A 26,994-nucleotide genomic window follows, 5' to 3' on the forward strand; every position below is an offset into this window, starting at 1 on the left:
TGGCAACTTGCAGCTCCAATTCCTGTTCTTTGCCTAACGGTTTGCAGGCCCGTAGCCTGTCCGTCACCCGAGATGAAATATAACATGAAGAGTTTTTTGCTGATTGGAGCCGTACTCGGTATGGCCAATGCTTGCAACAAAGCAACAACTCCCACCACCAGCATTACCGGTTCCGATAGTGCTGGTTATCAGATAAATGGTCAGCTGACCAACGCGCCGGCTGGCAGCAAAGTGTATCTTTCTGAGCTGGGTACTACCCAGTTTATTGCCCGCGATACGGCCACCCTCGACGAGAAAGGCCACTTCAGCTTCAAGGGCACCGCGCCCGAAGCCGGCCTCTACCAAGTCAAGCTAACTGATGCCAACCAGGTGCTGGTGGCGCTCGACAACAAAAGCAACCTGGAACTCAGCGGCGACGCTACTTCGCTGGGCACCAACTACACGGTGAAGGGTTCTAAGGATTCGGAGCTGTTGCAACAGCTGAGCCGCACCATGCAACAGTCGAAAGGTGAGATGCAGAAGCTGGAGCAGCGCTACACGCAAGCCGCGTCGTCGAACCGGCCTGACTCAATGAAAGTCATTGAAAAGCAGTTCTTTGCCGCCCAGGCCCGCAACGCGGCCGCTGTGAAACAACTGGTGAGACAGAACCCCAATTCGGTGGTGTCGGCGTTTGCCGTGGGTAACCTGCTGAACCCCGACGAGCAGTTCGTCTTTGCCGATTCGATGGCTACGCAATTCAAAAAAACGCTGCCAGACTCGCGCTATACTAAAGAGCTAACTGCCCGCCTCGATCCGTTGCGCAGCACGGCACTGGGCGTGGTAGCACCCGAAATCAAACTGGCCGCCCCGGACGGTAAAGAGGTGGCCCTGAGTAGCTTACGCGGCAAGTACGTGCTTATCGACTTCTGGGCATCCTGGTGCGGACCCTGCCGGCAGGAAAACCCCAACGTAGTAAAGGCCTACAACAAATTTAAAGGCAAAGGCTTCGAGATCTACAGCGTTTCCTTCGACCAGGACCGAGCTAAGTGGCTGAAAGCCATCGAGAAAGACGGTCTGACCTGGACGCACGTCTCGGACCTCAAAGGCTGGGAAAGCGCTGCCGGCCAGACCTACAGCGTAAAATCCATCCCGCAATCGGTGCTGCTCGATCCACAAGGACGCATTATCGCCAAGAACCTACGTGGTGAAGCCTTGGATGATAAGCTAGCCTCGCTGCTGGGCGGTAAACAACTGTAAGTTTGTAACCATGTTAACCAATGAATTAAAAAAAAGGCCTGCTGGGAAGCAGGCCTTTTTTGTGGATACGAGGCTAGGTCAAGAGCTAGTTCCCCTCCTTTTTTCAAGGAGGGGTTAGGGGTGGTTCAATCGTTGAATAAGCAAGAAGGATTAAATTCTAGCTTTAGCTTTACCACCCCTAACCCCTCCTTGAAAAAGGAGGGGAACTAGCTTTAGGTACTACGTTGTAGATCAAGTAGTTAGCTCATAAACATGCGTTGCATAGCGCGCCAGAGCAGTTTTTTGCGGCTGTTGTCTTCCTCAATCAGTTCAATTTCGGCGGCGGGTAGATAGCCAGCATCGCCAGCCAAAATAACGGGTTCGTAAAGCTGTGTCTTGTTGATGGCGACGTCGAGCAGGTTTTTGCCGAAGCCAATGATCTGAGTAGCAGCCAAATGCTGACGAAGGGTTTTTAGCTCCACGGGCAAATGCGACTCTACGTTGATCAGCACCGCATCTTCCACAATCATACGGATGGCTTTCAGCATGTTGTTCAGAAAGACGTTTTTGGGCAGACGCCGGAATCGCTCGGGGTCCATGCGCACCAAGATGACGAGGCCGGCGGGGTTGCTGCCCAAGGTCGTGAAGGGGGTTTCGGATAACGGGGGAGCGGTGCGTTTCGGCGGCGAATCGGGTGGTGCAACCGGCGGTTGTGAAGGAGAGACGGGCGCAACGGCCGCCGGCGCTGGCGTTGCCGGTAACTTTAAATCCGACAACGACGGCAGCTTCGGTGGTGCCGGAGTAGCTGCAACGGGCGCAACAGCCGGCTTGGCTGGTGGCAAAGGAACAACACGCACTGGCGTCTCCGCAATGGGAGGCGCTGTAGCCGGCGCTGCCGACACGGCCGCTGGTGTGGAAGTAGCGCCTGGCTCCGGCACTACGTACAGCGTCACGTTGGTGTAAAAGTTCTCGAAAAAAGCCAGCGAATCCTGTTCCACAGCGGGGTTGATTAGCGGTTGCGGGGTTTATTCCAGTTCAAAGAGGGCGCGTAGTTCGGTGGCGTCGGTGGGCTTCATGCGGCCGGCCAGTACCAGGCGCAGTTGCCGGCGACGCAGCGCATCGTCATAAAGCCGAATCTCGTCTTCTGTTTCCGGCACGGCTTCGGGCACGTCGATGGGACGGCCGGTTTGATCGACGGCCACAAAGGTGAAAAAGGCCTCGTTGGATTTTACTTTCGTGCCCGAAGGAATGTCTTCGGCCCATACGTCGATGTGTACTTCCATGCTGGAGCTGAAGGCGCGCGTTACCTGGGCTTGCAGCGTCACAACGTTGCCCAGCCGGATGCTGTCGCGGAACGATACGTTGTCGACGGAAGCCGTAACTACGATGCGATTGGAGTGTTTTTGGGCCGAAATAGCGGCTGCAATGTCCATCAGGTGCATCATCCGGCCGCCCATCAGGTTGTTGAGCGTGTTGGTATCGTTGGGGAGCACCAGCTCGGTCATAATTACGAACGAGTCTTTAACGGGCTTCTGTTTGCGCATCATTAGGGAAAGGTCTGCTAAAAGAGAGCGCAAAGATAGGACAGTGGCAAGTGGGCTTTTCCAGGAAGCGAAACTAGCTACTGAGATTTGTTACGCTGGTTGTTTCGATGGAAAGAATCCACATAGTCAGGTAGATCCTTCAAGGGCTTCAAATTGCTTTTATCCTTCTCATCGACCAAATCCTGAAAGTCATAATGCCGAACTTTCATCACACAATCATATTCGCCCAATACGTTGTCCATAGCTATCAATCCATAGAAAGCAACCGTGTCAGGATTGTGATTTTTTAAGCCTTTGCTGTAGATGATTAAATCCAGCGAATCACCTTCTGCAATTGGGTAGAAATACATATCGGAAGGAGTAAATCGGAGGGAGCGGTATTGCAAAGTGAAGTCATCGTCCGACCGTTGGCGGAAGGCCGTTACAGTCCAACCAGGGATGAAAGGTGCCGTTTGTACAATCTCCTTTACCACTGGAAACTTTTCTTTATCGCCTTCCGCTGAAATCACCAGATCGCGGACACCTTGAGATTCATTTGAAACCTCCACAGCAAGGCCGTCATCGATTTTGAGCAGTTGTTCGAGAAGCTGATTAAGCTTTTCATCTTTTTCGTTTCGAGTAGCCTCATTAAGATGCTCAAATTCTGCCCTATTTTCTACAAACCATAGCCAAAAGGCTTCCGTCTTATTAGAAGATATAGAGGAGGAGCAGGCAGTTAGCAGTAATAAGATACATAAAGTAAAGATATTTTTCATAAGTTATTGATTAATAACCATTTGTAGTTTTGAGCGTGGCTGCTATTCAGGTATAACCATAGCTAAAAACGTCACTTCTGCCAACCCGCCCGGCCCAGCAACGGCACGAAGCGGAATTCCTCGAATTCTTCGCTTGAAAACTCATCCTCGCTCTCGCGCACCACGCGCATCATGCGCTGGCTGCGCTCGTTGCCCACCGGAATGACCAGCGCGCCGCCCACCCGTAGCTGGCTCAGCAGCACCCGCGGAATTGTCGGTGAGCCGGCCGTAACCAGGATCTTATCGAAGGGAGCGTGGGCGGGCAGTCCCACCGAGCCGTCGCCGCAGAAAAGGTGAGCGTGCAGGTGCATGCTGGCTAGTCGGCGGCGCGTGCGCTCAAACAACACGGTGTTAAACTCGATGCTGAATACGTGGGGCGTAAGATGCAGCAACACAGCGCATTGGTAGCCCGAACCCGTCCCGATTTCCAGTACCCGGTCGTGGGGGCGCAGGTGCAGCAGCTCCGTTTGGTAGGCCACCGTGTATGGCTGCGAGATGGTCTGGCCCTCGCCAATCGGGAAGGCTTTGTCCTGGTATGCGTGTTCCTGAAATGCCGGCTCAAAAAACAGGTGGCGGGGCACACTAGCTACGGCAGCTAGTACGCGCTCGTCGCGAATGCCCTTACGGCGCAGCTCCTCTACAAGAGCGCGGCGCTGGCCACGGTGTCGGTAACTGTCGGCGTGCATGAGTAAGTCAGGGAGGCGAGCTGATTAGGTTCCGTTTATTGCTCTACCTTTGCGGGCGTGCTGCGGCACCGAAAACAGGCTTTTAGCAGCGTTTCCGCTGCGAAACTACCATTTCGAACGAACATAACCCACCCGACCGGCTTCTCCCTCACACCCTTGATTCGCACCGTTCAAAAGCTGAAGCTGATAGCTGCCGATTTTGGGGCCGCCTTGCTGGCGTGGGTATGTTTCTTTTTGCTGCGTAAATACCTGTTGCGCGAAATCAACGAAGGCTACCACTTCACGGGCGGGGCCTTGTTTTACCTGTCGGGGTCGGCTATCATGATCGCCGGATTCTGGACGGCCCTCTATGCCTTAATTGGCGAGTACCAAGATGTGTTTCGCAAATCGCGGCTGGGCGAAATTATTCGGTTGGCCCGGGTTTCGGTGCTAGGAGCACTAGTGATCTTCTTCTCGTTACTGCTTGACGATCAAGGAATTAGTAATTATAAGCTGTATTATAAAACCATTACAGCGTATTTTCTGCTGCACTTCTTGATCACGGCCGTGCTGCGGACGTGGGCCGTAACAAGCGTGCAGCGCCTGGTGCGGGGCGGCGTAATTTCGTTTAATACGCTATTGGTAGGGTCGAATGCCCTGGCCCGCGACACGTTCTATGAGTTAAAACGCACCAGCAAACATTTGGGTTTGAAGCTGATCGGGTTTACGCCCGTGGGTGATTCCATGGACTCCGATCTGGCGGCCGAACTGCCTGCGCACGGGTCGTACAAAGACTTACCCATTCAAATCCGGGACCTCTACGTTGAGCAGGTAGTCATCGCCATTGAGCCTTCGGAACACCGCCTGATTCAGGAAATCCTGACACTGCTGGAAGATACCCCGGCTCGCGTGAGCATTCTGCCCGACCTGTACCAGATGCTGCTCGGGTCGGTAAAAGTGAACCACCTGTTCGGGACGCCGCTCATCGAAATCAAGCACGACTTGCTGCCCGTGTGGCAGGCCGTCACCAAGCGCATCCTCGATGTGGTGCTGTCGGCCTTGTTTATGCTGCTGGCCTGGCCCGTGTACGTGTTCACGGCCGTTATGGTAAAGCTGTCGTCGCCGGGGCCCGTGTTCTACAGCCAGGAGCGCATCGGCAAGCACGGCGAGCCTTTTCTCATCTACAAATTCCGCTCGATGGTGGTGGACGCCGAGCAACTCGGCCCAGCCCTTTCTTCAGACAACGACCCGCGCATTACGCCCTGGGGCCGCTTTATGCGCCGCGTGCGCTTGGATGAGTTGCCGCAATTCTGGAACGTGCTCAAGGGCGACATGAGCTTGGTAGGCCCGCGCCCCGAACGGCAGTTTTTCATCGATCAAATTGTGGAAGTGGCGCCCCACTACCGGCACCTGCGCCGCGTGCGGCCGGGGCTCACCAGCCTCGGGCAAGTGAAATATGGCTATGCCGAAACGGTGAGCCAAATGGTCGAGCGCCTCAAATTCGACATTCTCTACATCGAAAATATGAGCCTGGCCATGGACTTCCGGGTGCTCCTGTACACCCTGAAAATCATTATCGAAGGCCGCGGGAAATAAGCGCACGGCTTTCTGCCAAAACTGTTGCCGCCGTACGCTGTTTTATCCGCTGAATCCGGCTGGCGCATTGCCGGTCGGTCATTGTTAATCCTGTTTTTGTAACGTGTTCACTGGAATCATAGAAGCCCTCGGCACCATCACCGATGTGCAAGCCGAAGGCACCAACCGTCATTTTATCGTGCAGTCGCCCTTCGCCAGCGAATTGCAGATTGACCAGAGTGTGGCGCACGACGGCGTGTGTCTTACCGTGGTGGCCGTTGATAATCAGGCGGGTACGCACGTCGTGACGGCCATCGACGAAACCCTGCAAAAGACTAACCTGGGGCAGTGGAAGCCCGGCCGACGCGTTAATCTGGAGCGGTGCCTGGCCGCCAACGGCCGCTTCGACGGCCACATCGTGCAAGGCCACGTCGACCTGACGGCTGTCTGCGAAAGCGTGGAAGATCAAAATGGTAGCTGGCTATACCGTTTCCGACACGAGCCCGGCCCCGGCCGCGTAACGGTAGAAAAAGGCTCGATCTGCATCAACGGCACAAGCTTGACCTGCTTCAACAGCACCGACGACGGTTTTTCGGTGGCCATCATCCCGTACACTTACGAGCACACTACGTTTCAGGACCTACACCCCGGTACGCTCGTCAACCTCGAGTTTGACATTGTGGGCAAGTACGTCGCGAAGCTGCTGGGTAAGTAATATAAACACTTGATAATAAATAAGTTGTAGTTAAATGCTTCAGTCTGAGCCGAAGGTATCAGGCAAGGAAGCGTGAAACGAGCTGATTTGCTTCCGATTTAGCACAACAAAGGCCTCTTGCAAACGCAGGAGGTCTTTTTGTAAATATCTGTTAATCAAGCATTTATATTGGGCCAGACGACCACCAGCGCAAACTGCCTCGCTTGTAAAGCGTAGCACAACCCCACGCCATAAGCGCACCCAGCAGGGCACCGGCTGCCACGTCGCTGGGGTAATGGGCGCCGAGGTACATGCGGCTATACGACACGAGCAGGGCCCAGATCAGCGTGAGCCATTTGACCACTTGAAACCGTTTGGGCAGCACAATCCACAGGAACACGGTGAGGGCGAATGCGTTAGCCGCGTGCGAGGAAAGAAAGCCAAACTGCCCGCCGCAGCCGTTTACCAGATTCAGCGTCGCCGACAGCTCCGGATCGTGGCAAGGGCGCAGACGGGCGAAATACGGTTTGAAAATCCGGCTGGAAACGGCATCGGCCAAGGCCACACTCAGTCCCAGCAACGGCAATAAAAGCAACGCCTGCCGCCGAAATAGGTAGCTCAGGGCGATAAGCATGACAAAATACGCTGGAAACCAGACGGTACGTTCAGAAAAGAACACCATCAGGCTGTCCAGTTTGGCAACGTGATGATTGTTGATGGCCAGTAACAGCCAGTTGTCCAGGGATTTAAGCTGTTCGATCAAGGAGTGGAGCGGGGGTGGCGAGCCAATCCACGTCTTTGCGCAGCCAAGCTTGCGTGGCAGCTTCGGGCGAGCCGGGTTCGGGTTGGCGGTTGTAGTACCATTCGGCCTGGGGCGGCAGGCTCATGAGAATGCTTTCGGTGCGCCCCCCGGTTTCGAGGCCGAAGCGCGTGCCCCGGTCAATGGCCAGGTTAAATTCGGCGTAGCGGCCGCGGCGGATCAGCTGCCACTGCTTTTGCGCTTCCGTGAAAGGTAAATCGCGGTTTTCGCTCAAAATTTCAGTGTACGCCGGGCCAAATACATCCCCCACGTCCTGCACGAAGGCAAAAAGCTCGTCGCGGTCGCCGTCTTTGCCTACTGTCAGCCGGTCGAAGAAAATGCCGCCGATGCCGCGGGTTTCCTGCCGATGCGGCAGGTAGAAATATTCGTCGGCCCAAGCTTTGAAGCGCGAATAATAGGTAGAGTTGTGGCGCTCGCACACTGCAAAAATACGCTCGTGGAACCGGCGTGCCTGCCGCTCGTCGACGTAAATAGGCGTCAGGTCGAGACCGCCGCCAAACCACGCCTGGCCGTCGCCGGCTTCGAAGTAGCGCACGTTCATGTGGGCAATGGGCTGGCGCGGACTGCGCGGGTGCTGCACTACCGAAACGCCCGTGGCAAAAAAGCGCGGGTCGGGCATCAGCAGGGTTTTGGCCGCCGCCGCGCTCATCTCGCCCCAGACGGCCGAGAAGGCCACGCCGCCTTTTTCCAGAATGTTGCCGTTCTGAATGACGCGGGTGCGGCCACCACCGCCGGCATGATGCTCCCAAGCATCAGTTTGGAAGGTGGCGCCCCCGTCGGTTTCTTCCAGCTGCGCGCACAAACGGAGCTGAAAATCGCGCATCCAGTGTTCTACAGATTCGCGGAAGGAGGAAGGGGCAGTTGGTACCAACAGAGGAGCAGAGGTAGTGAGGGGAGCGTCCATGAGAAGTTATGATTTGGTGGGGCGAAGTAAGAACCTCACTGCCAGATCAAAACTGATATAAATCAGGGACGCGGCTGATAAATAATGGGCAAAGATACTGTTTTCCCTGCTACGTATTTGTGCCAAACCAAGGTTGCTTGGACGGACCTAAGGCCTTCAGATTCGTTGCATCTGCTGGCAATGCCGTAATTTCGCTGTTTAAGATTTCCACCCCGCATGCCCAACTCAACCACCCCCGGCGTTGAAGCCGAGTTTGCTGCTCACCCCGTAGCCGACAGCCCACACGCGCCCGACCGCGCCACGCTGCTTCGGGCCTACCGCCTCATGCGCACCTCCGACGAGCTGGCGCGCCTTTACGAAGAGAATAAAGCCGTGACGGCCAAGTACGTACACGCTACCGCCCGCGGTCACGAAGCCATTCAGCTGGCTACTGCCTTTCATTTGCGCCCCACCGATTACGTAACGCCTTATTACCGCGACGACGCCATGCTGCTCGGCCTCGGCTTGGCGCCTTATGAACTGATGCTGCAACTGATGGCTAAGCGCGACGACCCGTTTAGCGGCGGCCGCACATACTACAGCCACCCTTCACTGCGTCGCGAGGGCTTTCCCGTGATTCCGCACCAGAGCTCGGCCACCGGAATGCAAGCCATTCCGGCCACCGGCATGGCCCACGGGTTGCATTATCTGGAAGGACAGGGCCTTTTGCAAACAGCTGATCAGCAACCGGTTGTGGTGTGCTCCATCGGCGACGGCGCCATGACGGAAGGGGAAGTTTCGGAAGCCCTGCAAATGGCCGTGCTGCATCAGTTGCCCATTATTTATCTGGTGCAGGACAACGACTGGGGCATCTCGGCTACCAGCCGTGAAATGCGCGCGATGGACGCCTACGAGTTTGCTGCTGGCTTCAAAGGCCTGGAGCGACTTCGGGTAGATGGCGCCGATTTTGGGGCCTCGTACGCCGGTATGGCCGATGCGTTCGACTACGTGCGCCGCACGCGTCGGCCGGTGTTGGTGCATGCCAAATGTCCGTTGTTGGGCCACCACACCAGTGGGGTACGCCGCGAATGGTACCGCGGCGATAACCTGGCCCAACACACCCCCAACGATCCGTTGCCGCGCTTTCACCGGCAGCTTCTCGACCAAGGTGTGGCTTCCGAAGAAGAGTTGCAACAGATTGGCGATGAAGCTATTAGCTTGGTTAAAAGCGATTACGAGCGTGCGCTGACGGCTCCTGATCCTGAACCCTCCACCTTCGCCGACCATGAGTTTGCTCCGCCTTTCGTGACCGAAGAAGCGGGCGAGCGAGCCCCGGCTGGGGCACCCAAGACCACGCTGGTAGACGCGGCCCTGCACGCCGTTGATGACATTCTGCGCGAATTCCCGGAGGCGTTGTTCTACGGACAGGACGTAGGTGGCGAGTTGGGCGGCGTGTTTCGCGAGGCGGCGTTGCTGGCCAAAAAATACGGCGACGCGCGTGTGTTCAACACGCCTATTCAGGAAGCCTACATCGTGGGCAGCACGGCCGGCATGTCGGCGGTGGGCGCGAAGGCCATCGTAGAAATTCAGTTTGCCGATTATATCTGGCCCAGCCTCAATCAGTTAGTCGAGGAGCTGTCGAAGTCGTGCTACCTGACCAACGGCAAATTTCCGGTGCAGTCGCTGATCCGGGTGCCAATTGGCGCTTACGGCGGCGGTGGCCCGTACCATTCGGGCTCGATTGAAAGCACGTTGCTAACCATCCGCGGCATTAAAGTGGTGTACCCCAGCAACGCCGCCGACATGAAAGGCTTAATGCGCGCCGCCTTCCTCGATCCGAACCCCGTGGTGATGCTGGAGCACAAGGGCCTGTACTGGAGCAAAGTGCCCGGCACGGAAGATGCCAAAACCATTGAGCCGGCTGCTGGCTACGTCATTCCGTTGGGCAAAGCAGCCATCGCACAACACCCTGACCCCGAGAAGCTTGCCCAAGGCGAAACCTGCGTGGTAATTACCTATGGCATGGGCGTACATTGGGCGAAAGCCGCCAGCCGCCAGGTTCCGGGGCAAGTTGAAATTCTCGACCTGCGCACACTTAACCCACTGGATTTTGAGGCCGTAGAAGCGGCCGTCCGCCGACATGGTAAAGTGCTGGTTTTGACCGAAGAACCTCTCCTGAACTCCTTTGCCGAGTCGCTGGCCGGGCGCATTCAGCGCACTTGTTTTCAGCAGCTAGACGCACCGGTATTCACACTGGGAGCCGCCAATCTGCCCGCTATTGCCCTAAACGTCGAACTGGAACGGCAAATGCTGCCCAACGCCGAAAAAGTGGCCACAGCCGTAAGAGAGCTCTTGGAGTACTAGTTTGCAACTGCTTGATTGATAAAGAGATACAAAAAATACCGCCTGAAGCTCAGGCGGTATTTTTTGTATCAAGCCTGGTTCAACTCAAAACGGATAGCCAATGCCGAGGTTGAATGCCGTTTGGTTGTTGCCGAAGTTGAAGTTGGAAATCAGCCATTTGTTGCGACCCAAGGCCGTCGGGTCGTAGACTTTGGTGGCAATGTCGAGGCGCAGAATAAGGAAGGTGAAGTCGAAGCGCAGCCCAAGGCCCGAGCCAACGGCTATTTCGCGGTAAAAGCGATTGAGTTGAAAATCAGCACCTTTGCGGTTGTCTTTGTGCAGAGCCCACACGTTGCCAAAGTCCGTAAACAGCGCCCCGTTGATGAAGCTGTACAGCGGAAAGCGGTATTCGACGCTGCCTTCCAACAGCACCTCGCCGGGCTGCTCGATGTCAAAGTTCTGGACTTCCGGGCTGGTGGGATCTTTTGGGTCGGATAGCTTGGTGGAGGTATACGAGCCGGGACCCAAACGCCGTGGTTTCCAGGCACGTACGCTGGAGCTGCCACCCGCAAAAAAGTACTTATCGTAGGGCACAATATAGGCCGAGGCGCCTTCGGTCGGCAGCCCGTTGCGGTCGGTGGGGGCGCTTTTGCTCAGCGCACTGACAATGCCGCCGTTGAGCCGGTACACAACATAGGTCTTGCCCGAGAGCTTGTAATAGCGTCTGTAATCGGCGTTGAACTTGGCGAAGTTGTACACGCTCAAACGGGTTTTGTCCCGCAGGAAATTCTCGTAGAGCCCTTTGGTCAACCCGCCGACCTCGGCAAACATGCGCAGGTAATACGCATCCCGCGTCTCGTTGAAATCGTTGGAATTATACAGCGAAGTGGCGTTAAAGCTGGGCACGAACTGGCGGCTGAAGCTCTGCCGCAACGGCGACCCCAGGGTCGCCAGCGAATCGAGCACATTTTGAAATACCGGATCGATGCGCACGGTATTCACGATGCTCAAATCAAGGGGGGTGAGCACGTATTGATGATACGGGGAACGCTGCCAGATGTAATCGTACGTGCCTTCAAGATTCGTGCGCGTGTACTCGGGCCGAATCACGTAAGTGTACGACGTGTTGATGCGCGTCTGGGGGTTGAAGCGCGTCAGGTAGCGGTTGGCGCGCCACGGCACCAGAAACTGGGGCAGCAGCAAGTTGGCGTTGGCACCTACCTGCGTGGTATACACCGAGTTATCGGTGATGCCTTGCACGGCACCGATGCGGCTATATTGTCCTTCGAAGCCGAGCCGAAGGCCCAATTCAAGGCGCTCAGCCCCGCCAAATACGTTGCGGATTTTCAGGCGCACGTTGCCAAAAGGGCCGGGCAACTGCGCGACGTAGGTGCCACCGAATTCGGTGGTTTCCTGGTATTTCTTTGCTGGTGAAGCATTTACGATAGCGTCGAGTAGGCCGGAGGTAGAATCGAGGGCTGCGGCATCGCGCACTCGGCGGTAATTGACGGTATTGAACCGGAACACATCCAGCTGGCCAAGCTGCCGCTGGGTTTGCAGGGTGTTGGCCAAGCTGTAGGTTTCGCCGGGACGTACGGCCAGCTTCTGGTCGAGAACTTTGGTGCTGAACTTGTGCTTGAAAGCCAGATAATACACCGAGTCGCGCACCACCGAATCGCGGACCTGGCCAAAGCGAACCACGCCTGCATCGGTCAGAAAATTCACCTTTCGGATGGTGTACACGCGGTGCAAGCGGCCCTGACCCGGCGGATTGGCAATCAGGGTGCGCAGGCGCACCGTAGTCGGTGCGAAGCTGGTATCGGCTTCGAGCGTGATGTACTGCTGACGAAAGTCGAAATAGCCCGCGTTTTTGAGCAGCGTTTCGATGCGGGAGCGCTCTTGGTCAATGACTTCTTCGTCGTATTGGTTGCCGACGTGCAGCAGCGAGCTCGGCTGGCTGGCCAACACTCGACGCGCGACGGCCGTGTCGGGGATTTCGTAATCGAGCTGCGAATAATGAAAGGGTACGTTTTCGGCAACGCGGTACGTGACCGTTACGCGCCGGTCTTCTACAGTGTCGGTCGAAGTGACGGCGCTGCGGAAGAAGCCCTTGGATTTCAGGAACGTCGCGATTTCTTCCGTGGTGCGTTGGGTCAGCAGCGAGTCGTAGATGACCGGCGCTTCGCCCAAACGCATAATAGTATTGCCTTTTTCGAGGGCCAGCTGGTGGCGCTGGGTGTGGCGCTCGCGCTTGCTGACCAGCTTGCCTATCTTCACCGAATCGGGGCGGGCCGCCTGGATGCGCTCGTTCCATTTGGTGCGCTCGGCATCCAGCTGCTGCTGGATCTTTTCGGGATGATAAAAGCTGTAGCCCAACTGGTAGATTGCTAGCTTTGGCAGCGGAAACCGCGAGTTGGGTTTTTGCTGGTACAGCGTCAGGATGCGTTCGGCATCGGCCTGCTTCACGCCTTCCAGCTTGATGCGGGTGAGCAGGTTCTGCTTGGGCGCCAGCAGCTTCGTGGGCGAGCAGCCCATTACCTGTGCCAGCCCCAACAGCCAGACCGCCAATATCCTAGTCTTCGAAGTGGCCCGCTTGAAGGGCATAGTTAGCAGCGAATATGGTTTCAAAAGCAGTAGCGAAATACGTGCACGCGCTGCACCTGAAGAAGTTTAGGCTCCGGCACGGCGCTTTCCTGGTGGAAGGCGGCAAAAGCGTGCAAGAGCTGCTAAGTTCTGGACTTCTGACCGAACGGTTGTTCCTGACAGCGGAGTTTGCTGCAAAAATTCCGTCCGTGCCGGCTTCCATTCCCCTTGAGGTCGTGTCAGAAGAAGAACTTACGCGCCTGGGCACGCTTTCGACCAACAATACGGCGTTGGCCGTTGCAAGGCTGCCCGAAGAGCCTCCTTTGCGGCCCACCACCCACGGCCTGCTGCTGGCCCTCGACCAAGTGCGCGACCCCGGCAACCTCGGCACGCTCATTCGGCTGGCCGATTGGTACGGCCTGCAAGGCGTGGTGTGCTCCGATACCTGCGCCGATCCGTGGGCGCCCAAAACGGTGGCCGCGACCATGGGGTCGTTTACGCGCGTCCCGATCTGGCAGCGCGAATTGCCCGATTGGCTGGCATCGCTTCCAAAAGACGTAGCAGTATACGGTGCTGATTTAGAAGGAGATAACGTGCACAAGTTAAACCTCAGCCCAAATGGTGTGCTCATCATGGGCAGCGAGTCGCATGGCATGCGTCCGGAGGTAGAAGCGCACCTCACGCGCCGCCTGCACATCCCCGGCGTGGGCGGGGCCGAGAGCCTGAACGTGGCCGTGTCGGCAGCCATTTTGCTGGATAATTTTTACCGTCATATGTAAGTAATTGATGCATATGCAGTTATAAAAAAAGGCCCGCTGAAGCGATTCAGCGGGCCTTTTTTGTGCAACGAAGTATTGCTCCGTTCGGTGAGTTGAGGCGGCTTACAAGAACGTGATGCCGAAGCTAAGCGTCTGAGCCTGAGGGCCGCGGCTGTCTTTGAACAGCTCGTTGAGGTTATACTTCACAAAGAAGTCAAGGCCGCGGATGCCGATCATGCCTTGCAGACCGTACTGAAAGTCTTCGAGGTTGTAGTTGCCCCGAACCTTATCTTTTTTGGTATCGCCGTCCTCCTGGTATTTCAGCTTGGTGTGGCTGCTCAGGCGGTAACCGGCAAAGCCACCAGCAGCAATCCGGAAGGCATCATGGCCTTTCTGATCGCGGAAATAGAGCTGCGCCATCAGGGGCAGGTTGATCGTGGTGGTGGCCAGCTTGCTCTTTTCGAGGTTGCGGTTGGCGGGCGTGGTCACCGTCGTGATCTCGGTGCGGGTATCGGTCAAAACAATCTGTCGGTTGTTGTCGAACATGTAGTTGTTAAAGGCCAGTTCGGGGCCGGAAACCAGGTACAGCGGGCTGCCTTTGGCTCCCAACCGCAACGATTGGCGCCACTGAAAGCTGATGTAGCGCGAGCCCAGAGGGCGCAAGTCGTAGGTTTGTTCCTGGCCCAGAGCATCGAGCTGCGGCTTGCGGTTGACCAAGGCATTGAGGCCCAGATCCATCGTGAAGGTGCTGTGGTAGGCGCGGTTGAAGTGTTCTTCCGATTTCACCTTGCGCAGCGAATCTTTGTTTTCCGTGCTTTCGGTGCGGCCGATGTGGATGTTCACGTTGTCATCGTTGTCGTTGTCGTCGATGACCATGCCGAAGCTCGGACCGAGCCGCACTTCAACGTGGTCGCCCGATTTCTGGCGGTTGTGAACCGTCACGCGGATTTGTTCGGGTACGGCTTTACCGGGGTTGTCTTTGGCCGGGTAGAATTCCATCGTAACCTGCTCATCCTTGGAGTTTTTGCTGGCGACTTCGGCTTGCGTGATGTACTTGTCGAGCATCACCATCAGCGAATCGAGCTTGTAGGCGCGCATTTGTCGGAGTTGGGCTTTGTCCTTGACAAACAGCGTCAAGGTCGCCTGGTTGGGCATTTTTACGACGATCGTGTCGAATTTGGCAGGGCGGTTGTTGGCGTGCACGAGGGCAGGAACAGCCAGGGCTGACAGCAACAGGATGGCCAGCAGCGAGAAGAGACGTTTCATAACGAAGGAAGAAAAAGGAGCGTGCAAGACTAAGGATGGGCGGTGTTGGTCCAGGATTCTACCTGCGCCGTCACGACTTCAGGTAGTTCCACTTTGGGCAGGTTGATCTGCCGGCCGTCGAGGACCGCGTTGCCTACTTTTTTGCCGGCTTTCAGGAGCAAGTTCCCCAGGCGGGGCCGGCGGCCCGTATCGTTGGCCGCGTAGGCCGAGGCACCGGGCGTTTTGGCATCGCCACGGCGTACTTCCACCACAATCGGGCCGGTTGGCGCGGCCGCAGCAACGAGGGCCGGTGCGGTGGGTTGCGCAGCTTCGGGAGTTGCCGTGGGCTCCACGGCCGGGCGCTCCGGACGCGCTGGCGCGGGGGTGTTCACGGCAACGGCTTGGGCGGGCGCGTTGGTATTCAGTTTCTTAGCAGATGTAGGCCGGGTGGCGTGAGCCAAGGCAACGGAGCGGCGGGCGGCGGGTTGCTGCCCTACAGGGCGGGCCGTGTGCACCGCCGGCGCCGACTCTGAAGGAGCAACCGAAGCCGGAGTGGTGGCGACTAGCGCTTCCGAACCTGCTTCTGATGGACTAGATGCAGCTTGTGGAGTGGGGGTTGCCTGCGTGTTGGAAGAAGAGGTAGTAAGGTTGTCGGGAGTGCTGGTGGGGGCTTGCGCAGCCCGCTTGGTAGTGGCCAAAGTGCCTATGGGTGAGTTGGTTGCAGGGCCACGCATCAGCAGGCCATAGCCCGCCACGAGCAGCAGCGCTATAGCGGCTGCCGCAGCGTAAAGCCATAGTACGGGCCGCTTTTTGGCGGCGGGTTTCAGCTCGGCTTCCAGCTGATCCCAGAGGTAGGCGGGCGGCGTGGGCGCGTGGCCCTGGAGCCGATCCCGGAACAGCTTATCAATATCTTCCGGTTGCATAATATTCTTTCGGTGAAGAGTTGGAAGCCGACGCGCTTGCGGCGGCCAAACGGCGCTGGAGCATGGCCCGTGCCTTGCTGAGCTGTGATTTGCTGGTCCCTTCCGAGATGCCCAGCAACTCACCGATTTCGGGGTGCGAATAGCCTTCCAGCGCGTACAGGTTGAACACCGTACGGTAACCGGCGGGCAGTTCGGCCAAGAGCCCCAGCAGGTCCGCTTCGTTTAGCTGCGACTCGGCATCGGCAGCGGTTACGGCTACATCGGCCGAATAGTCGTCGATGGCTAGGTGCAGCGGCTCTTTGCGGCGCAATTGGCCCAGGGCTTCGTTGACCATGATCCGGCGAATCCAGCCTTCGAAGCTGCCTTCGTGCCGGTACTGGTCCAAGGCCCGAAACACCTTCACGAAGCCCATGAGCATGACCTCTTCGGCGTCTTCGCGGTGGCGTAGGTACCGAATGCACACGCCCAGCATCATGCCCGCAAAGCGCTCATAGAGCAGCTTTTGGGCCCGGCTGCTGCCTTGGCGGCAAGCGGCTATGAGATCGGCGTCGGTCACGGTGGCGAAAGTAAAAAGGAACTATAGCAGGCTCTTTGATGGGGTAGATGGGTCTGGTTGCATGACCGTTGCCTGAAGATCAGAAAAAAGCATAGAGTGGCGCGTGCAATTTTATAATATATTGATAATCAATAATTTGTGTTTTTACAAATATTTGACTTCTATTCTTCGTAGCCGCCCATTTGCGCTCCGTTAAACGATTGCGATCCGCTGCCAGAAGCGTCAGATGGGGAATCGGCGATGGTGCCAGGCACAAAAACGGCTCCTGCACCAGCTACGCATAGCCAGTACAGGAGCCGTAACGGAGCCGAGCAACTTGCTACGACAACGACAATAACACGTCGTTGGCCTGGCCGTAGTGCTGGTAGGCGCCCCACGTCGAGCCGCCGCGGTGTGCGATGCGGTTGCGGCCTTCAGCGATGGCATAGCCCAACGGTCGTGGATTGGCCTCGCCGGTTTCGCCGAGGTGGGAAAGCTCCGTGATTTTGTCGGCGGCCAAGCCCAGTAGGGCCTGGGCGTAGAATTCGGTGGCAAACTCTTCGGCCTGGGCATCGTTGACGGGCCAGCCGGTGCCGAGGTAGTTGCGCACGCCGCGCTCGAAAAAGGCTTCGGCGATGCCGGCCAGGTTGCGGTTCAGCTCCTCGGCCGTCAGGGCCGGGCCTTGGTTGATTTCGGCCGAAAAACAAGCGTTAGCAAACACCAGCCGCGGCACTTGCCGGGCCTGAAAAATCTCGCGGGCCGACAGAAACCGGTCTTTCCCAAATACCCAGCCACCGCACGATGGGTGGTCGGCATTGAAAACGCCGTGGCCGGCGAAGTGCACCACGTCGAAGTTGCCGTTGAGAATCAGGGCCAGAATTTCGAGCGGGTCGCACTCGGCGTCGCCGATGCGCTCCACCACGTCGATGTCGAGGCCCGAATACTGCTTGATGCGGCTGAGCATCTGCACCACGGCGCGGCCTTCGCGGCGGGCGCCCGGCAGCTGATATTCGGGCTCGGGAGCAGGGTCGGCAATGATCAGCACGCGCAAATCCTGGTTGCGGGGCGGGGGCAGGCCGGGCCTCGGCGAGAGCATGGTCCGGAACTGGCGCGTAAGCAGCAGCTGCGGTCCGAAGTATTGCGTTCCCGGCCGCCGCTCGTGCGTAAAGCAGGCCATTTCCCAAGGCAAGCCTGCCGTTTCGCGGTCCAGGATAAACGTAAGTGGCTCAGCAAGAAGCTCTTGAAAATCAATGGGAAACAGCGTCGTCGTCAGCAGCTGGCCGTAGGTTTCCTGCTCTTCGCGCGTCACCGAGTCCATGAGCCGCCCCGACAGGCTGTTTGGGAAAAAGGCCTGCACATCCACTTCGCGCACCGGAATTACGGCACCCTTCACCAAGGCCGAAAACCGAAACCGCGAGCCGTCGCGCTCGATGGTAATGCGCGGTCCGGCTTCGTCGGAAGGCAAGTTGATGACGCCTTTGGGCGACGATTTGCCAATGGCATCGGGTGCGGGCGTGGGCGGCGTGGTGAAGTTTTCGGGTTTAAACGTAACATCCAGTCCGTCAATGAGTTTGCTGTGCTCCACGTTTTCCAGAATCACGCTCAGGTCGGCAAATTGCTTTTCATCGCGCGCGATCAGGGTCAGATGCGATACACGGTTAGCTTCTCTGGCCGGCATTACCTCCGACGGATTCTGCATGGCGTCGCACACCCCTTGCAGCAAGCTCAGCAAGGCCCGCTCTTCGCTCATGGTGCCGGCTTTGGTGCCCAGCACTACGGAGGCAAAGCGCGGGTACCCCAACGACGACACCGCCGTGGCCACGTTGTTCATGAGGTAGCGCAGGTCGTGGTGGGTGAAGCGGCCTTCTTCGCCCATGCTCACCAGCAGCACGGCCTTGGCCTTGAGCTTGCGCTTGTAACGGGCTGGTATAAAGGAGATTTGGCCCAGCTCACCGCCCAGCATGGCGTGGTCGTTGGCCTGACTAATCCAGTATTCGAGAGCTTCGTCGACTTGGGCGAGGCGGCGCGTGGCCGGGGCGCCCCGGTAGGTGCCCATCACCAGCACCGGCGTGGCTACCTCCGTTACTTTCTGGTAGACCAGCGCCACGGTTAGCGGCCACGGGTTCTGGCTGCGGGTGGTGGGCTGGTCGCGGAGCGAGTCGAGGCGGCGCGTAGGGCACTCTTCGCCGAGGGCAGCCCGCAACAGGGCTTCTTCGGCGGCTTGCTGCTCGGCAATTTCTTCGGGCAGCTTGACGCCCGACTTCACCCGTTTCGCCAGGTTTTCCAGTTTGGTGCCCACCAGATCTTCGCCGATGGGCCGGTGCCAATAGCCGTCGCGCGCGGTAATGCTGCGCGTAATGACGGGGTGCTGGGGCAAAGCCGAGGTTCGGTTGTGTACCAGCAGCTCGTGTATAGCCTTGATTACCAATCGGTTGGTGGGGAGGCTGCCGTGGTCTTCGTCGACGTAATACGTCGTAACGTCGGGCAGCAGGCCCAGCGAAAACGGGACGCGGCCGTCGCCTTCGAGGGTTTCGTGGTAGCGAAATTCGCCGGGCGCCACAATGTCGAGCTTATAGAGCGTGCGCCGGTTGCAGCCCGCGATGTACACCATGCGTTCGGGGTCGATGGTGGCGCTGGCGGCGGCCAGCTCGCGGTGAAAATTCTGGGCCTTATCCAGGTGCGAAGCCAGCACCGGAAATTCGCCCCACGTGCCTGACTGGTAAAGCGCTGCCAGTTCGGGCGCGAGCTTTTCGGGGGCCGGCAGCATCTGGTAGGTGGCCTCGAAGGTGTTCAGAATCTTGACCACCTCCGGCAGGCTGTTGCGCAGATCGAGCTTGGCGAGCCACCGCACCAGTTTTTCGGCCCCCGTAAGCACCTGCACCATCGCGTAAGAGCCATAATTAGGGGTGCCCAGCATGATGAGCTTGCCGCCGTCGCCGTCGGGGCCACGCATGGCGTCCCAGAGCTTGGGGTAACGGGCAATAAACAGCCGGGCCACCAGCCCGCCCATCGAATGGGCCACGATGTGCACGGGCCGGTCGGCGAGGCGCCGCTCGATGTAGTGGGCCAGCCGGTCGGCGGCTTCGCCCAGATCTTTGCGCCAATCGTAGCCAAACGGGTGCATATTCCAGTTGGCTGATAAAGCCAGCAGCGTGCGCGAGTACGTCCGGTGGTCGGGGTCGGTGGCCGCTACCTCGTCGCCCGTTGAGGGAAGCTGCAAACTGCCAATGCCTTCGCTGGCAATGCGCAACAGATTGATCCAGAACGGCTGGGTTTTTCCCCGGTGGGTCAGGCTCAGGCCCGAACCCATGATGCCTGGCAGAAAAATGACGTCGGCCAAGGCTTTGCCGGGACTGCCTACGGGGGTGATGGCACGGATGCCGCCGGCTAGCTCGCGCAGGCTGAAAAGCTCCGTTTCGCCGAAATACGCTTGCAAAGCCAGTTCCTTGGGCGAGTCGGGTTCGGCCGGCAGCAGCAGCTCTTTTTGCAGCGCAGCCCAGCTCAGACTGGCAATGCGGGCCACGGCGGCCGGGTCGGCGGTAACGGGCGGGGGCAGATGCGCCGGCAAGGGCGGCGGCAGGGGCGTTTCCACGGTTACGGCCTGGCTCAGCAAAGCGGGCACGGTGAAGGGCGGATCAGCGGGCGGCGCTCCTACTTCGGCCTTCGCGTCGGGGCGAACGGGTTTGGGCTTGCGCTGCGTGGCCCGCACGCGCCGCCGCGGCAAGGCCGCCTCTTGCGGACCATCGGGGGCTGCGCCATTGCTTTTCGACATAGGAAGACCGGCTTCGTCGGCAGTTACAACGATTTCCAGGCCCGCAACTCATCGCCTTAGCTGGTTGTGGACCTGGAAATCGTCTGGGAATAAATTATAAATAATAATACGAATGAATAATTTATAAAATATTGATTATAAACACGTTATATAAATGGGTAAGAAGTTAGCCGAGCTGCTTTTTGCGCCGTGCGGGTTTCGGAGCTACCACTTTGCTGCTGACGCTGGGCACGGGCTGAAGCAGCGCGTAGCCGGAGGCGTCGTCGGTGCAGTCGAGAGTGGGGTGTTGGCGCGGCTTGGCCCCGAAGGCCCGCGTGACCTGCCGCTGAAACTCCTTGTGCGTGACGCCCGTCGTGGCTTTGCTCAGCAACCGCACGGCCCGGTTGGTAAAGTCGCCGCTGCCGTCGGTTTCATACGCTACTTCGATGGGCTGACAGGCCGTAAACGTAACCACGCGCATATGCGCCCGGCTGCCGTCGGCCGGCGAGGTGAGGCCGTTGTTGGCCAGTGTACGCCGAAAATCTTCGTGCGCCGCTTCCATGTCGCGAGTGGCGCGCATAAACCGAGGCCGCGAGTTGGAGGGAGCCGTGACCACGGGCTCTAGGGTCGCAAACCGGCTGATGGTACCCGAATGGCAGCAATCCATAAACAACGTCACGTTGACGCCGGTCGGCACGCGACGGAACACCGCCCGCAAGTCGTCGTCGAGCAGGAACGCGCCGGTGGCGTAGTCGTAGGGGCACAGGGCTTCGTCGCGGCCATCGTCTTCTTCGTCGCCGTCGAGGTCTTTCAGCGTCGTGCCGTGCCCCGAATACTGAATCACGACCACGTCGCCGGGTTTGCTGGTGTTCACCAGTTTGGTGATGCGGTCGAGCATGTTGGCGCGGGTGGCTTCACTGTCCAGCAAGGTGGCCGTCTCGAAGCCAAACTTCTGCAGCGTCTGTACCCAGCTCTGGGCGTCGGCCACGCAGCCGCTGAGCGGCGCCGCCGCATACTCGTCGATGCCGATGCACAGGGCGCGCTGACGGGCATGACCGTTGCTGCTTGGCAACGGCATGAGCGGCGCCGGTTTAGCGGGTTTTTTCGGCGTGGGTACCTTGGTTTCGGCCTGCACCTGCGCCAGCAGCACCAGCTCTTCGGGCAGCTCGACGGGCTCGTGCCACGGATCGACCAGCTCGCGGGTGGTGGGGAAGGGCGCGACGGGTTCTTGGTTGGTAACGCGGCGGAGCACACTTTCCATGGTCGGGGCGTCGTCGTCGAAGCCGCCGTGCGAGGTCGAGGTGCTGGAGCTGCGGTGCGTGGGCTCCAACGTTTTCGACCAGATTACCTCGGCGTTGGGGGTGGGAGTGCCGCTGAGGCCGAGCAGCTGCTGGAGTTGGGCGTCGGCGTGCAGCGAGATGTCGAGCCCCAGAATCGGCGTTTCACGGGCCGTTTCGAGGGCGTAGTACAGCAGGTAGAGCAGCGATTTGCGGTAAATCAGCGAGCAGGTATCGGCCAGCTCCAGCGCGTCGCGCATGGTGTACAGCGTCAGGTGCTGGATGCCTTTGCCCACGTGGGCGGCCAGATGGCGCTTAAATTCATCTACCCGAATGGCCGGCGCCAGCAGGTGCAGCGTGCGGAAAGCGGGCACGCCCAGTTGCAGGGCCACCGGAATAAAATGGGCGTGGAAAATAGAGCCGGCGCTGTGTCCGGCCGCGTGCAGCTGCAAGGCGCCCGTCCGGACGTCGTTGCCGTGGGCATCGCAGAAGGCCTTGAGCTTGAGGGCTACGTAGCGGGCGCCGCCGTCGGCAGCCGCAGCCCATTCGGCGCTGTCCTTCATGTTTTTCCAGAGCTGGCCCCCGAGCGGCCCCACCGATTTTTCCACGATGCGGTCGGTGAGGTCGGTGATGCCGCGGGCCGCCTCGCGCGAGCCGACGCTCCGGATGATGGCGCCTAAGGTGCCGCACAAGCCGGTTTCCCACACAAAATAGAGCGGGTAGACGTGGTTTTGCAGCCACCACGGAATGTAGCGCAGCGCGCTTTGCAGCCCCGATTTTTCCGATACCAAGCCCCCGTGGGCGTACAGCATGATCTGCAGGGGACGGTTGGCGGCTTTGGCTTCCTGCAGGGCCTGCTCCAAGTACCGGTCAAAAATGGCGTCCACGTCCGCGGGGCGCGTGGTGTAGAGGCCGTCGGGCGAGAAGTGGCCCTGGTCGAGGTTGATGACGTGCGGACGCAGGCGACGCTTCTGCGCTTCCGACAGCGCTTCGCGGAGAGGCGCGTTCCGGCTGGTCGTTGTTTCCGGGGCATCGGTTACGTGGTGCATCTCCTGCCGGCTCATGCCTTCTTCGGCGGGTTCGGCCAGGGCTTCGGCGCCCAGCCGGCGGGTGTGGCTGGCAATGGGCACGCGGCGCAGCAGCTCGAGGGCGCGTTCGATGCGCTCGGAGTCGATTACGGCGCCAAAATTGACGGTGCGGGTGCCCAGCGTCGCCCTGATCTTCTGCACTTCCACCAGCGTATTGGCGTAGCTGATGCTGCTGCCGGGGCAGGTTTTGACCGACATTTGGTTGTGAAAGTGCAGGGCCTCGTTCGGGAGCTTAAACTTATGCAGCACGTGCGCCACCACGTGCAGGGCCGTGTTGCGCTGGGCCCCGTCGAAGGGATCGCGGCCTTTGTCGAAGTCGCCGATCATCTCAAACATAAACGGCCCCGCCAGCGAGTTGCCGTTGTGCCCTGAGGAGCTGGCCGGCGCCAGATTCCAGTTGCGGCCCGTCCAGATGGTGCCGTCGGGCGCGATGGTGATGTGCTGGGCAATGTCCGACCAACCGTTGTGCTGGGTGTGGTACTGCCACATCGCCTCAATGCTGGCCAAACCCTGGTACTGCGCCCGGTTGGGGCGCCACGTGTGGTGCATGTGCACGGCGTTGATGTGCCGCGTGAAGGGGAAGCGGTCGAGCACGGCAATGAACTCGGCCAGGGACAGTTGTTTGAAACGGGTAGGCATGGCGGATAACTTATTAAAAATGAGCATTATCCATTCCGGTTCGGGACGGCATTTGGAAGATAAATTGAAAATAGATTAATTAAAATATTGACAAATGAGATCGGCCGTTGGTCGCGCTCAGAACGCTGGAAACGCCGCTGCCCCGGCCGGGCATCACATGATTATGTGATGCCCGGCCGGGGCAGCGGTTCAACAAGTACGGGCGGAAGCTCGGCGCTAGTAGTTGCCTACCGAGAGCATCACCAGCGTGCAGGCTTCTTCGGTGCGAATGCCGCGTTGCTGCGCCAAGCGCTCGAGCTCGTCGTTTTCGGTGCCGGGGTTGAAAATGATGCGTTTGGGGTTCAGGTCCAGGATGTAATCGTACCAGGCGGGCTGGTTTTGCGGGCCCACGTACAAGGTCACCGTGTCTACCTCCGATTGTTCGGGTTTGTCGAGGTGAATGTCGAGGCCAGCGACCTGGCCCTTGCGAATGCCCACAGGCACCACGTCGTGGCCGTGGCTTTTGAGCATGTTGACGGCTCTATATGAGTACCGGGCCGGGTTGTCGCTGGCGCCGATCACTACGGTTTTCTTATTTTTTTTCATCGCGAGTGCAAAGTAGAAGGTACTACTCTTTATACGAAACGCGCTCGCGGTGGTCTGGTTCCCTTTGCTTAGCACTATTGCGTGAGGTTAGGAAGGCGCTCCGTTGCTGAGCCGCCCCAACGACCATGCCCCCACGGCCATCACCAAGTCGCGCACGGCTACGTCGTAATGACGGCTGATGAGCAGATTCAGGGCGATGAGCACGAGCCACGCCATCACCACCCAAGCCCCGATGCGGGGCCGAAACAGCACCAGAAGGCCCGCCCCAATCTCTATGACGCCCACCAGCATCATAAACGTGTGGGCCGAAAAGGGGAGGTGCGTAGCTACGCTCGGCGCCAAATACGCCGACCAGTCGGTGAGCAGGTTCGTAAACTTATCGAGGCCGGCCACGATGGGCACCAGGCCATAGGTAATGCGCAGCACCTGCGTAACAGAAGGCGCCGCAACCCGGGAGGAGGAAGCTGGAAGGTGAAGATCGGTTTGCATGGCAGTAAAACGTTGAGTGGTAGTTTGTTGCCATTGGATGCCGAGCCTGCCCGGAGGTTACAGAAAATTCGGGTTTTTCAGGTTTTGTAACCAAACCGCTCGCTTGTGCATCCATTGTCTAACTGCTTCGCAAAGAAGTATTTAACTTAATTCGTCATGCTTCCGCCCCTTGCCGCCATGCCCTACGCTCCGCTCCCCGATATTGACGTGATTGGCCGCGTGTTAGCCGGCGAAAAGCAACTTTTTGAGCTGCTTATGCGCCGCTACAACCAGCGCCTCTACCGCGCCGGCATTGCCGTGCTGGGCGATGCCGAGGCCGTAGAAGAAGCCATGCAGAATGCCTGGGTGAAGGCCTACGAGCACCTGAGCAAGTTTGAAGGTCGCGCCAGTTTTGCCACCTGGCTTACGCGGATTCTACTGAACGAATGCCTGATGGGCCAGCGCCGCCAGCGCCGTTTCGTAGACCTGGATACCGCCCCCAACCCAACCGAATTAGCCCAGCCCGACGAGCGTACGCCTCTCCAAGCCGTGCTCAACGACGAGCTGCGCCAGGCGTTGGAAGCCGCCGTTTGTGAGCTGCCCGCCAAGTACCGGAGCGTGTTTGTGCTGCGCGCCGTGGAAGGCATGAACGTATCCGAAACGGCTCAGAGCCTGGGGCTTACGGAGACGAACGTGAAAGTGCGCCTGCTGCGGGCCCGCGCACAGCTACGTGCCCGGCTGGGCAGTTTTGATCCGCACCGTACGTTCGCCTACCTGGGGCACCGCTGCGACCAAATGGTGCACACTGTGTTGGCCCGGCTCAACGAGACGAACGCGTTATCTATTTTGTAAATACTTGATTATTAATTATTTATGAAATAGATAGCGCCGCCATTGCTTCTGCGCAACGCTCCCCGTCCATGGCTGCCGACACAATGCCGCCTGCAAAGCCCGCGCCTTCGCCGCAGGGGAAAAGGCCCGTAATTTCGGGGTGTTGCAGCGTGGCCGGGTCGCGCGGAATGCGCACCGGCGCCGACGTGCGGCTTTCTACCCCCACAATCTGGGCCACGTTGGTGGCATAACCTGGAATTTTGCGGCCGAAATTCTGGAAGCCTTGTCGCAGGCGCTCGGCCAGATTGGCACCCAGCACGTCGTCCATGCGGATGGGGGTGAGGCCGGGTTGGTAGGAGGTTTCCAGCAGCTCGGATGAGAGCTTGTTCTTCAGAAAATCGCCCAACCGCTGAGCTGGAGCCAGCTGCGTATGGCCCGCCAGGGCGCAGGCGCGCTGCTCGATTTCCTGCTGATACCGCAAGCCGGCCAAAGCACCATGCTGCCGTAAGTCCATGTCTTCCAGCTCGATAGCGGCCACAATGCCGGAGTTGGCGTACCGCGAGTCGCGGCGGCTCGGCGACATGCCGTTCACCACCACTTCGCCCTGGGCCGTGGCCGCCGGCACGATGAAGCCGCCAGGGCACATGCAAAACGAAAACACACCGCGCTGCTTGCCTTTCACCTGGGTTTGGTGCACCAGTGCGTAAGAAGCCGCCGGCAGCGGGCCGCGGTCAGCGCGGCGATACTGGGCTTGGTCGATGAGGGCCTGCGGATGTTCGACGCGCACGCCCAGGGCAAACGGCTTGGCCTCGACGCGCACGCCGCGGCGGTGCAGCAGCTCGTAAATGTCGCGGGCCGAGTGGCCGGTGGCCAGGATAACGGCATCTGCTTCAAGCGCTTCGCCGGTAGCTGTCACGACGCCGCGCAGGCGATTTTTATCCAAGATCAGGTCGGTCACCCGCGTATCAAAATGCACCTCGCCGCCCGCTTGCCGCACCGATTCGCGCAGGGCTGCCACCACGGAGGGCAGCTTGTTGGTGCCGATGTGCGGGTGAGCATCCACCAGAATGTCGGGCGTAGCGCCGTGCTGCACCAGTAGCCGCAGAATGCGCTGAATGTCACCGCGTTTGGTAGAGCGCGTGTACAGCTTGCCATCTGAATACGTACCGGCCCCGCCTTCGCCGAAGCAGTAGTTGGAATCGGGATTGACGAGATGCTCCTTATTTAAAGCAGCCAAATCGCGGCGACGGGTGCGCACATCTTTGCCGCGCTCCACTACTATCGGCTTGATACCCAATTCGATAGCTCGCAACGCTGCAAACAGCCCCGCCGGACCCGCGCCCACAATAAGCACCGTGCGTCGCGCGCCGCTGACATCGGGGTACTGAAACCAGGGGCCGAATAATTCGGCAGGAGGCGGGGTGAGCCACACATCCGCCCGCAGCCGTACGAGCGGTTGCCGGCCGCGGGCATCGATGGAACGGCGGCGCAGGTGCACAAAATCGGCTTCGCCGGGCTGCAAACCCGCAGCATCGAGCAGGGCGCCGTAGCGCGCGTACTCGTCGTAGGCCACTTCCGCCGGAAGCAGCACCTCAATTTCTTTCTTGTCGAGCATAGTGGGTGAAAGGGAGCTAGCCTTCAGACCGAATGGTATTCAGACAACAAAGATAGATGCGGCGTTCCGCATGGTGGCACGCGCTCGTCGGGAAAGAACAAATGAACGTTTTGCAAGGCGCGTCCGAGAACCATACTTAGGGTCAGCAACGGACTAATATGCG

Annotated in this window: 21 protein-coding genes; 6 read left to right on the top strand and 15 right to left on the bottom strand. The window is 58.8% G+C overall.

What is annotated here, in order from left to right; genetic code table 11:
• Positions 1–84 precede the first annotated feature (84 nt).
• A complete protein-coding gene (locus tag H9I52_RS09180; RefSeq protein WP_187453614.1) occupies positions 85–1,236 on the top strand; it encodes a TlpA disulfide reductase family protein in 1,152 nt (383 codons plus the stop codon).
• Positions 1,237–1,475: 239 nt separating this feature from the next.
• On the opposite strand, the gene H9I52_RS09185 is transcribed toward H9I52_RS09180, so the two are convergent.
• From H9I52_RS09185 to H9I52_RS09200, 4 genes are all read right to left on the bottom strand, one after another.
• Positions 1,476–2,213 carry a hypothetical protein gene (locus tag H9I52_RS09185; RefSeq protein ID WP_187453615.1) on the bottom strand — a complete coding sequence of 246 codons (738 nt, stop codon included), beginning with the start codon at positions 2,211–2,213 and terminating at the stop codon, positions 1,476–1,478.
• 27 nt (positions 2,214–2,240) lie between these two features.
• On the bottom strand, positions 2,241–2,759 hold the full coding sequence (locus H9I52_RS09190) for an acyl-CoA thioesterase (RefSeq protein WP_139517910.1): 519 nt from the start codon (positions 2,757–2,759) through the stop codon (positions 2,241–2,243).
• 77 nt (positions 2,760–2,836) lie between these two features.
• Entirely contained in the window at positions 2,837–3,514 is a 678-nt protein-coding gene (locus H9I52_RS09195) for a hypothetical protein (RefSeq protein WP_187453616.1), read from the bottom strand.
• 71 nt (positions 3,515–3,585) lie between these two features.
• Entirely contained in the window at positions 3,586–4,239 is a 654-nt protein-coding gene (locus H9I52_RS09200) for a protein-L-isoaspartate(D-aspartate) O-methyltransferase (RefSeq protein WP_139517093.1), read from the bottom strand.
• 156 nt (positions 4,240–4,395) lie between these two features.
• Between H9I52_RS09200 and H9I52_RS09205 the strand changes: the two genes are divergently transcribed.
• Positions 4,396–5,814, top strand: coding sequence for a sugar transferase (locus H9I52_RS09205; protein WP_230471189.1), 1,419 nt, complete (start codon positions 4,396–4,398; stop codon positions 5,812–5,814).
• A 103-nt stretch (positions 5,815–5,917) separates the two neighbouring features.
• Positions 5,918–6,508: a riboflavin synthase gene (locus H9I52_RS09210; protein ID WP_187453617.1), complete on the top strand. Its 591-nt coding sequence runs from the start codon at positions 5,918–5,920 to the stop codon at positions 6,506–6,508.
• 163 nt (positions 6,509–6,671) lie between these two features.
• Here H9I52_RS09210 and H9I52_RS09215 read toward each other — a convergent pair whose 3' ends face one another.
• Together H9I52_RS09215 and hemF are read right to left on the bottom strand one after the other, a co-directional pair.
• Entirely contained in the window at positions 6,672–7,250 is a 579-nt protein-coding gene (locus H9I52_RS09215) for a phosphatase PAP2 family protein (protein ID WP_187453618.1), read from the bottom strand.
• A complete protein-coding gene (gene hemF, locus H9I52_RS09220; RefSeq protein WP_187453619.1) occupies positions 7,234–8,211 on the bottom strand; it encodes an oxygen-dependent coproporphyrinogen oxidase in 978 nt (325 codons plus the stop codon). The genes H9I52_RS09215 and hemF overlap by 17 nt, the downstream gene beginning before the upstream one ends.
• A gap of 216 nt (positions 8,212–8,427) precedes the next feature.
• Here hemF and H9I52_RS09225 point away from each other — a divergent pair, with 216 nt between their 5' ends.
• Entirely contained in the window at positions 8,428–10,554 is a 2,127-nt protein-coding gene (locus tag H9I52_RS09225; protein WP_187453620.1) for a thiamine pyrophosphate-dependent enzyme, read from the top strand.
• 84 nt (positions 10,555–10,638) lie between these two features.
• On the opposite strand, the gene H9I52_RS09230 is transcribed toward H9I52_RS09225, so the two are convergent.
• Positions 10,639–13,137: a BamA/TamA family outer membrane protein gene (locus tag H9I52_RS09230; RefSeq protein WP_222940443.1), complete on the bottom strand. Its 2,499-nt coding sequence runs from the start codon at positions 13,135–13,137 to the stop codon at positions 10,639–10,641.
• A gap of 14 nt (positions 13,138–13,151) precedes the next feature.
• On the opposite strand from H9I52_RS09230, the gene H9I52_RS09235 reads away from it, so the two are divergent.
• Complete coding sequence (locus tag H9I52_RS09235; RefSeq protein WP_187453622.1) at positions 13,152–13,895, top strand: TrmH family RNA methyltransferase; 744 nt, start codon at positions 13,152–13,154, stop codon at positions 13,893–13,895.
• Positions 13,896–13,997: 102 nt separating this feature from the next.
• Here the strand turns inward: H9I52_RS09235 and H9I52_RS09240 are convergent, their stop codons facing one another.
• The 7 genes from H9I52_RS09240 to H9I52_RS09270 all read right to left on the bottom strand — a co-directional run bounded on the left by H9I52_RS09240 (position 13,998) and on the right by H9I52_RS09270 (position 24,406).
• The gene (locus H9I52_RS09240) at positions 13,998–15,140 is read right to left on the bottom strand and encodes an outer membrane beta-barrel protein (protein ID WP_187453623.1); all 1,143 of its coding nucleotides are present in this window, start codon (positions 15,138–15,140) and stop codon (positions 13,998–14,000) included.
• Between the two features lie 29 nt (positions 15,141–15,169).
• The gene (locus tag H9I52_RS09245; protein ID WP_187453624.1) at positions 15,170–16,042 is read right to left on the bottom strand and encodes a hypothetical protein; all 873 of its coding nucleotides are present in this window, start codon (positions 16,040–16,042) and stop codon (positions 15,170–15,172) included.
• Positions 16,023–16,598, bottom strand: a complete 576-nt coding sequence (locus H9I52_RS09250) for an RNA polymerase sigma factor (RefSeq protein ID WP_139517111.1) — start codon at positions 16,596–16,598, stop codon at positions 16,023–16,025. The genes H9I52_RS09245 and H9I52_RS09250 overlap by 20 nt, the downstream gene beginning before the upstream one ends.
• A 319-nt stretch (positions 16,599–16,917) precedes the next feature.
• Positions 16,918–20,349, bottom strand: a complete 3,432-nt coding sequence (locus H9I52_RS09255; RefSeq protein WP_187453625.1) for a CHAT domain-containing protein — start codon at positions 20,347–20,349, stop codon at positions 16,918–16,920.
• Positions 20,350–20,515: 166 nt separating this feature from the next.
• The gene (locus H9I52_RS09260) at positions 20,516–23,332 is read right to left on the bottom strand and encodes a caspase family protein (protein ID WP_165699449.1); all 2,817 of its coding nucleotides are present in this window, start codon (positions 23,330–23,332) and stop codon (positions 20,516–20,518) included.
• 216 nt (positions 23,333–23,548) lie between these two features.
• Positions 23,549–23,917: a CoA-binding protein gene (locus H9I52_RS09265; protein ID WP_139517117.1), complete on the bottom strand. Its 369-nt coding sequence runs from the start codon at positions 23,915–23,917 to the stop codon at positions 23,549–23,551.
• A gap of 87 nt (positions 23,918–24,004) precedes the next feature.
• The gene (locus tag H9I52_RS09270; protein ID WP_139517118.1) at positions 24,005–24,406 is read right to left on the bottom strand and encodes a DoxX family membrane protein; all 402 of its coding nucleotides are present in this window, start codon (positions 24,404–24,406) and stop codon (positions 24,005–24,007) included.
• Between the two features lie 156 nt (positions 24,407–24,562).
• Here H9I52_RS09270 and H9I52_RS09275 point away from each other — a divergent pair, with 156 nt between their 5' ends.
• Positions 24,563–25,237 (top strand): RNA polymerase sigma factor, encoded by a 675-nt coding sequence (locus H9I52_RS09275; RefSeq protein ID WP_187453626.1) that lies wholly within the window; start codon positions 24,563–24,565, stop codon positions 25,235–25,237.
• A gap of 19 nt (positions 25,238–25,256) precedes the next feature.
• On the opposite strand, the gene H9I52_RS09280 is transcribed toward H9I52_RS09275, so the two are convergent.
• Positions 25,257–26,831, bottom strand: coding sequence for an NAD(P)/FAD-dependent oxidoreductase (locus H9I52_RS09280; RefSeq protein ID WP_187453627.1), 1,575 nt, complete (start codon positions 26,829–26,831; stop codon positions 25,257–25,259).
• Between the last annotated feature and the right edge of the window lie 163 nt (positions 26,832–26,994).

Source organism: Hymenobacter sp. BT491 (assembly GCF_014349165.1).
Taxonomy (GTDB): Bacteria; Bacteroidota; Bacteroidia; order Cytophagales; family Hymenobacteraceae; genus Hymenobacter; species Hymenobacter jejuensis.

Excerpts from the sequence above, each read along its gene's own strand:
- H9I52_RS09180 (WP_187453614.1), top strand. The coding sequence starts at position 85 with ATGAAGAGTTTTTTGCTGATTGGAGCCGTACTCGGTATGGCCAATGCT.
- H9I52_RS09190 (WP_139517910.1), bottom strand. The coding sequence starts at position 2,759 with ATGCGCAAACAGAAGCCCGTTAAAGACTCGTTCGTAATTATGACCGAG.
- H9I52_RS09195 (WP_187453616.1), bottom strand. The coding sequence starts at position 3,514 with ATGAAAAATATCTTTACTTTATGTATCTTATTACTGCTAACTGCCTGC.
- H9I52_RS09200 (WP_139517093.1), bottom strand. The coding sequence starts at position 4,239 with ATGCACGCCGACAGTTACCGACACCGTGGCCAGCGCCGCGCTCTTGTA.
- hemF (WP_187453619.1), bottom strand. The coding sequence starts at position 8,211 with ATGGACGCTCCCCTCACTACCTCTGCTCCTCTGTTGGTACCAACTGCC.
- H9I52_RS09225 (WP_187453620.1), top strand. The coding sequence starts at position 8,428 with ATGCCCAACTCAACCACCCCCGGCGTTGAAGCCGAGTTTGCTGCTCAC.
- H9I52_RS09230 (WP_222940443.1), bottom strand. The coding sequence starts at position 13,137 with ATGCCCTTCAAGCGGGCCACTTCGAAGACTAGGATATTGGCGGTCTGG.
- H9I52_RS09235 (WP_187453622.1), top strand. The coding sequence starts at position 13,152 with ATGGTTTCAAAAGCAGTAGCGAAATACGTGCACGCGCTGCACCTGAAG.
- H9I52_RS09240 (WP_187453623.1), bottom strand. The coding sequence starts at position 15,140 with ATGAAACGTCTCTTCTCGCTGCTGGCCATCCTGTTGCTGTCAGCCCTG.
- H9I52_RS09245 (WP_187453624.1), bottom strand. The coding sequence starts at position 16,042 with ATGCAACCGGAAGATATTGATAAGCTGTTCCGGGATCGGCTCCAGGGC.
- H9I52_RS09255 (WP_187453625.1), bottom strand. The coding sequence starts at position 20,349 with ATGTCGAAAAGCAATGGCGCAGCCCCCGATGGTCCGCAAGAGGCGGCC.
- H9I52_RS09260 (WP_165699449.1), bottom strand. The coding sequence starts at position 23,332 with ATGCCTACCCGTTTCAAACAACTGTCCCTGGCCGAGTTCATTGCCGTG.
- H9I52_RS09265 (WP_139517117.1), bottom strand. The coding sequence starts at position 23,917 with ATGAAAAAAAATAAGAAAACCGTAGTGATCGGCGCCAGCGACAACCCG.
- H9I52_RS09270 (WP_139517118.1), bottom strand. The coding sequence starts at position 24,406 with ATGCAAACCGATCTTCACCTTCCAGCTTCCTCCTCCCGGGTTGCGGCG.
- H9I52_RS09275 (WP_187453626.1), top strand. The coding sequence starts at position 24,563 with ATGCTTCCGCCCCTTGCCGCCATGCCCTACGCTCCGCTCCCCGATATT.
- H9I52_RS09280 (WP_187453627.1), bottom strand. The coding sequence starts at position 26,831 with ATGCTCGACAAGAAAGAAATTGAGGTGCTGCTTCCGGCGGAAGTGGCC.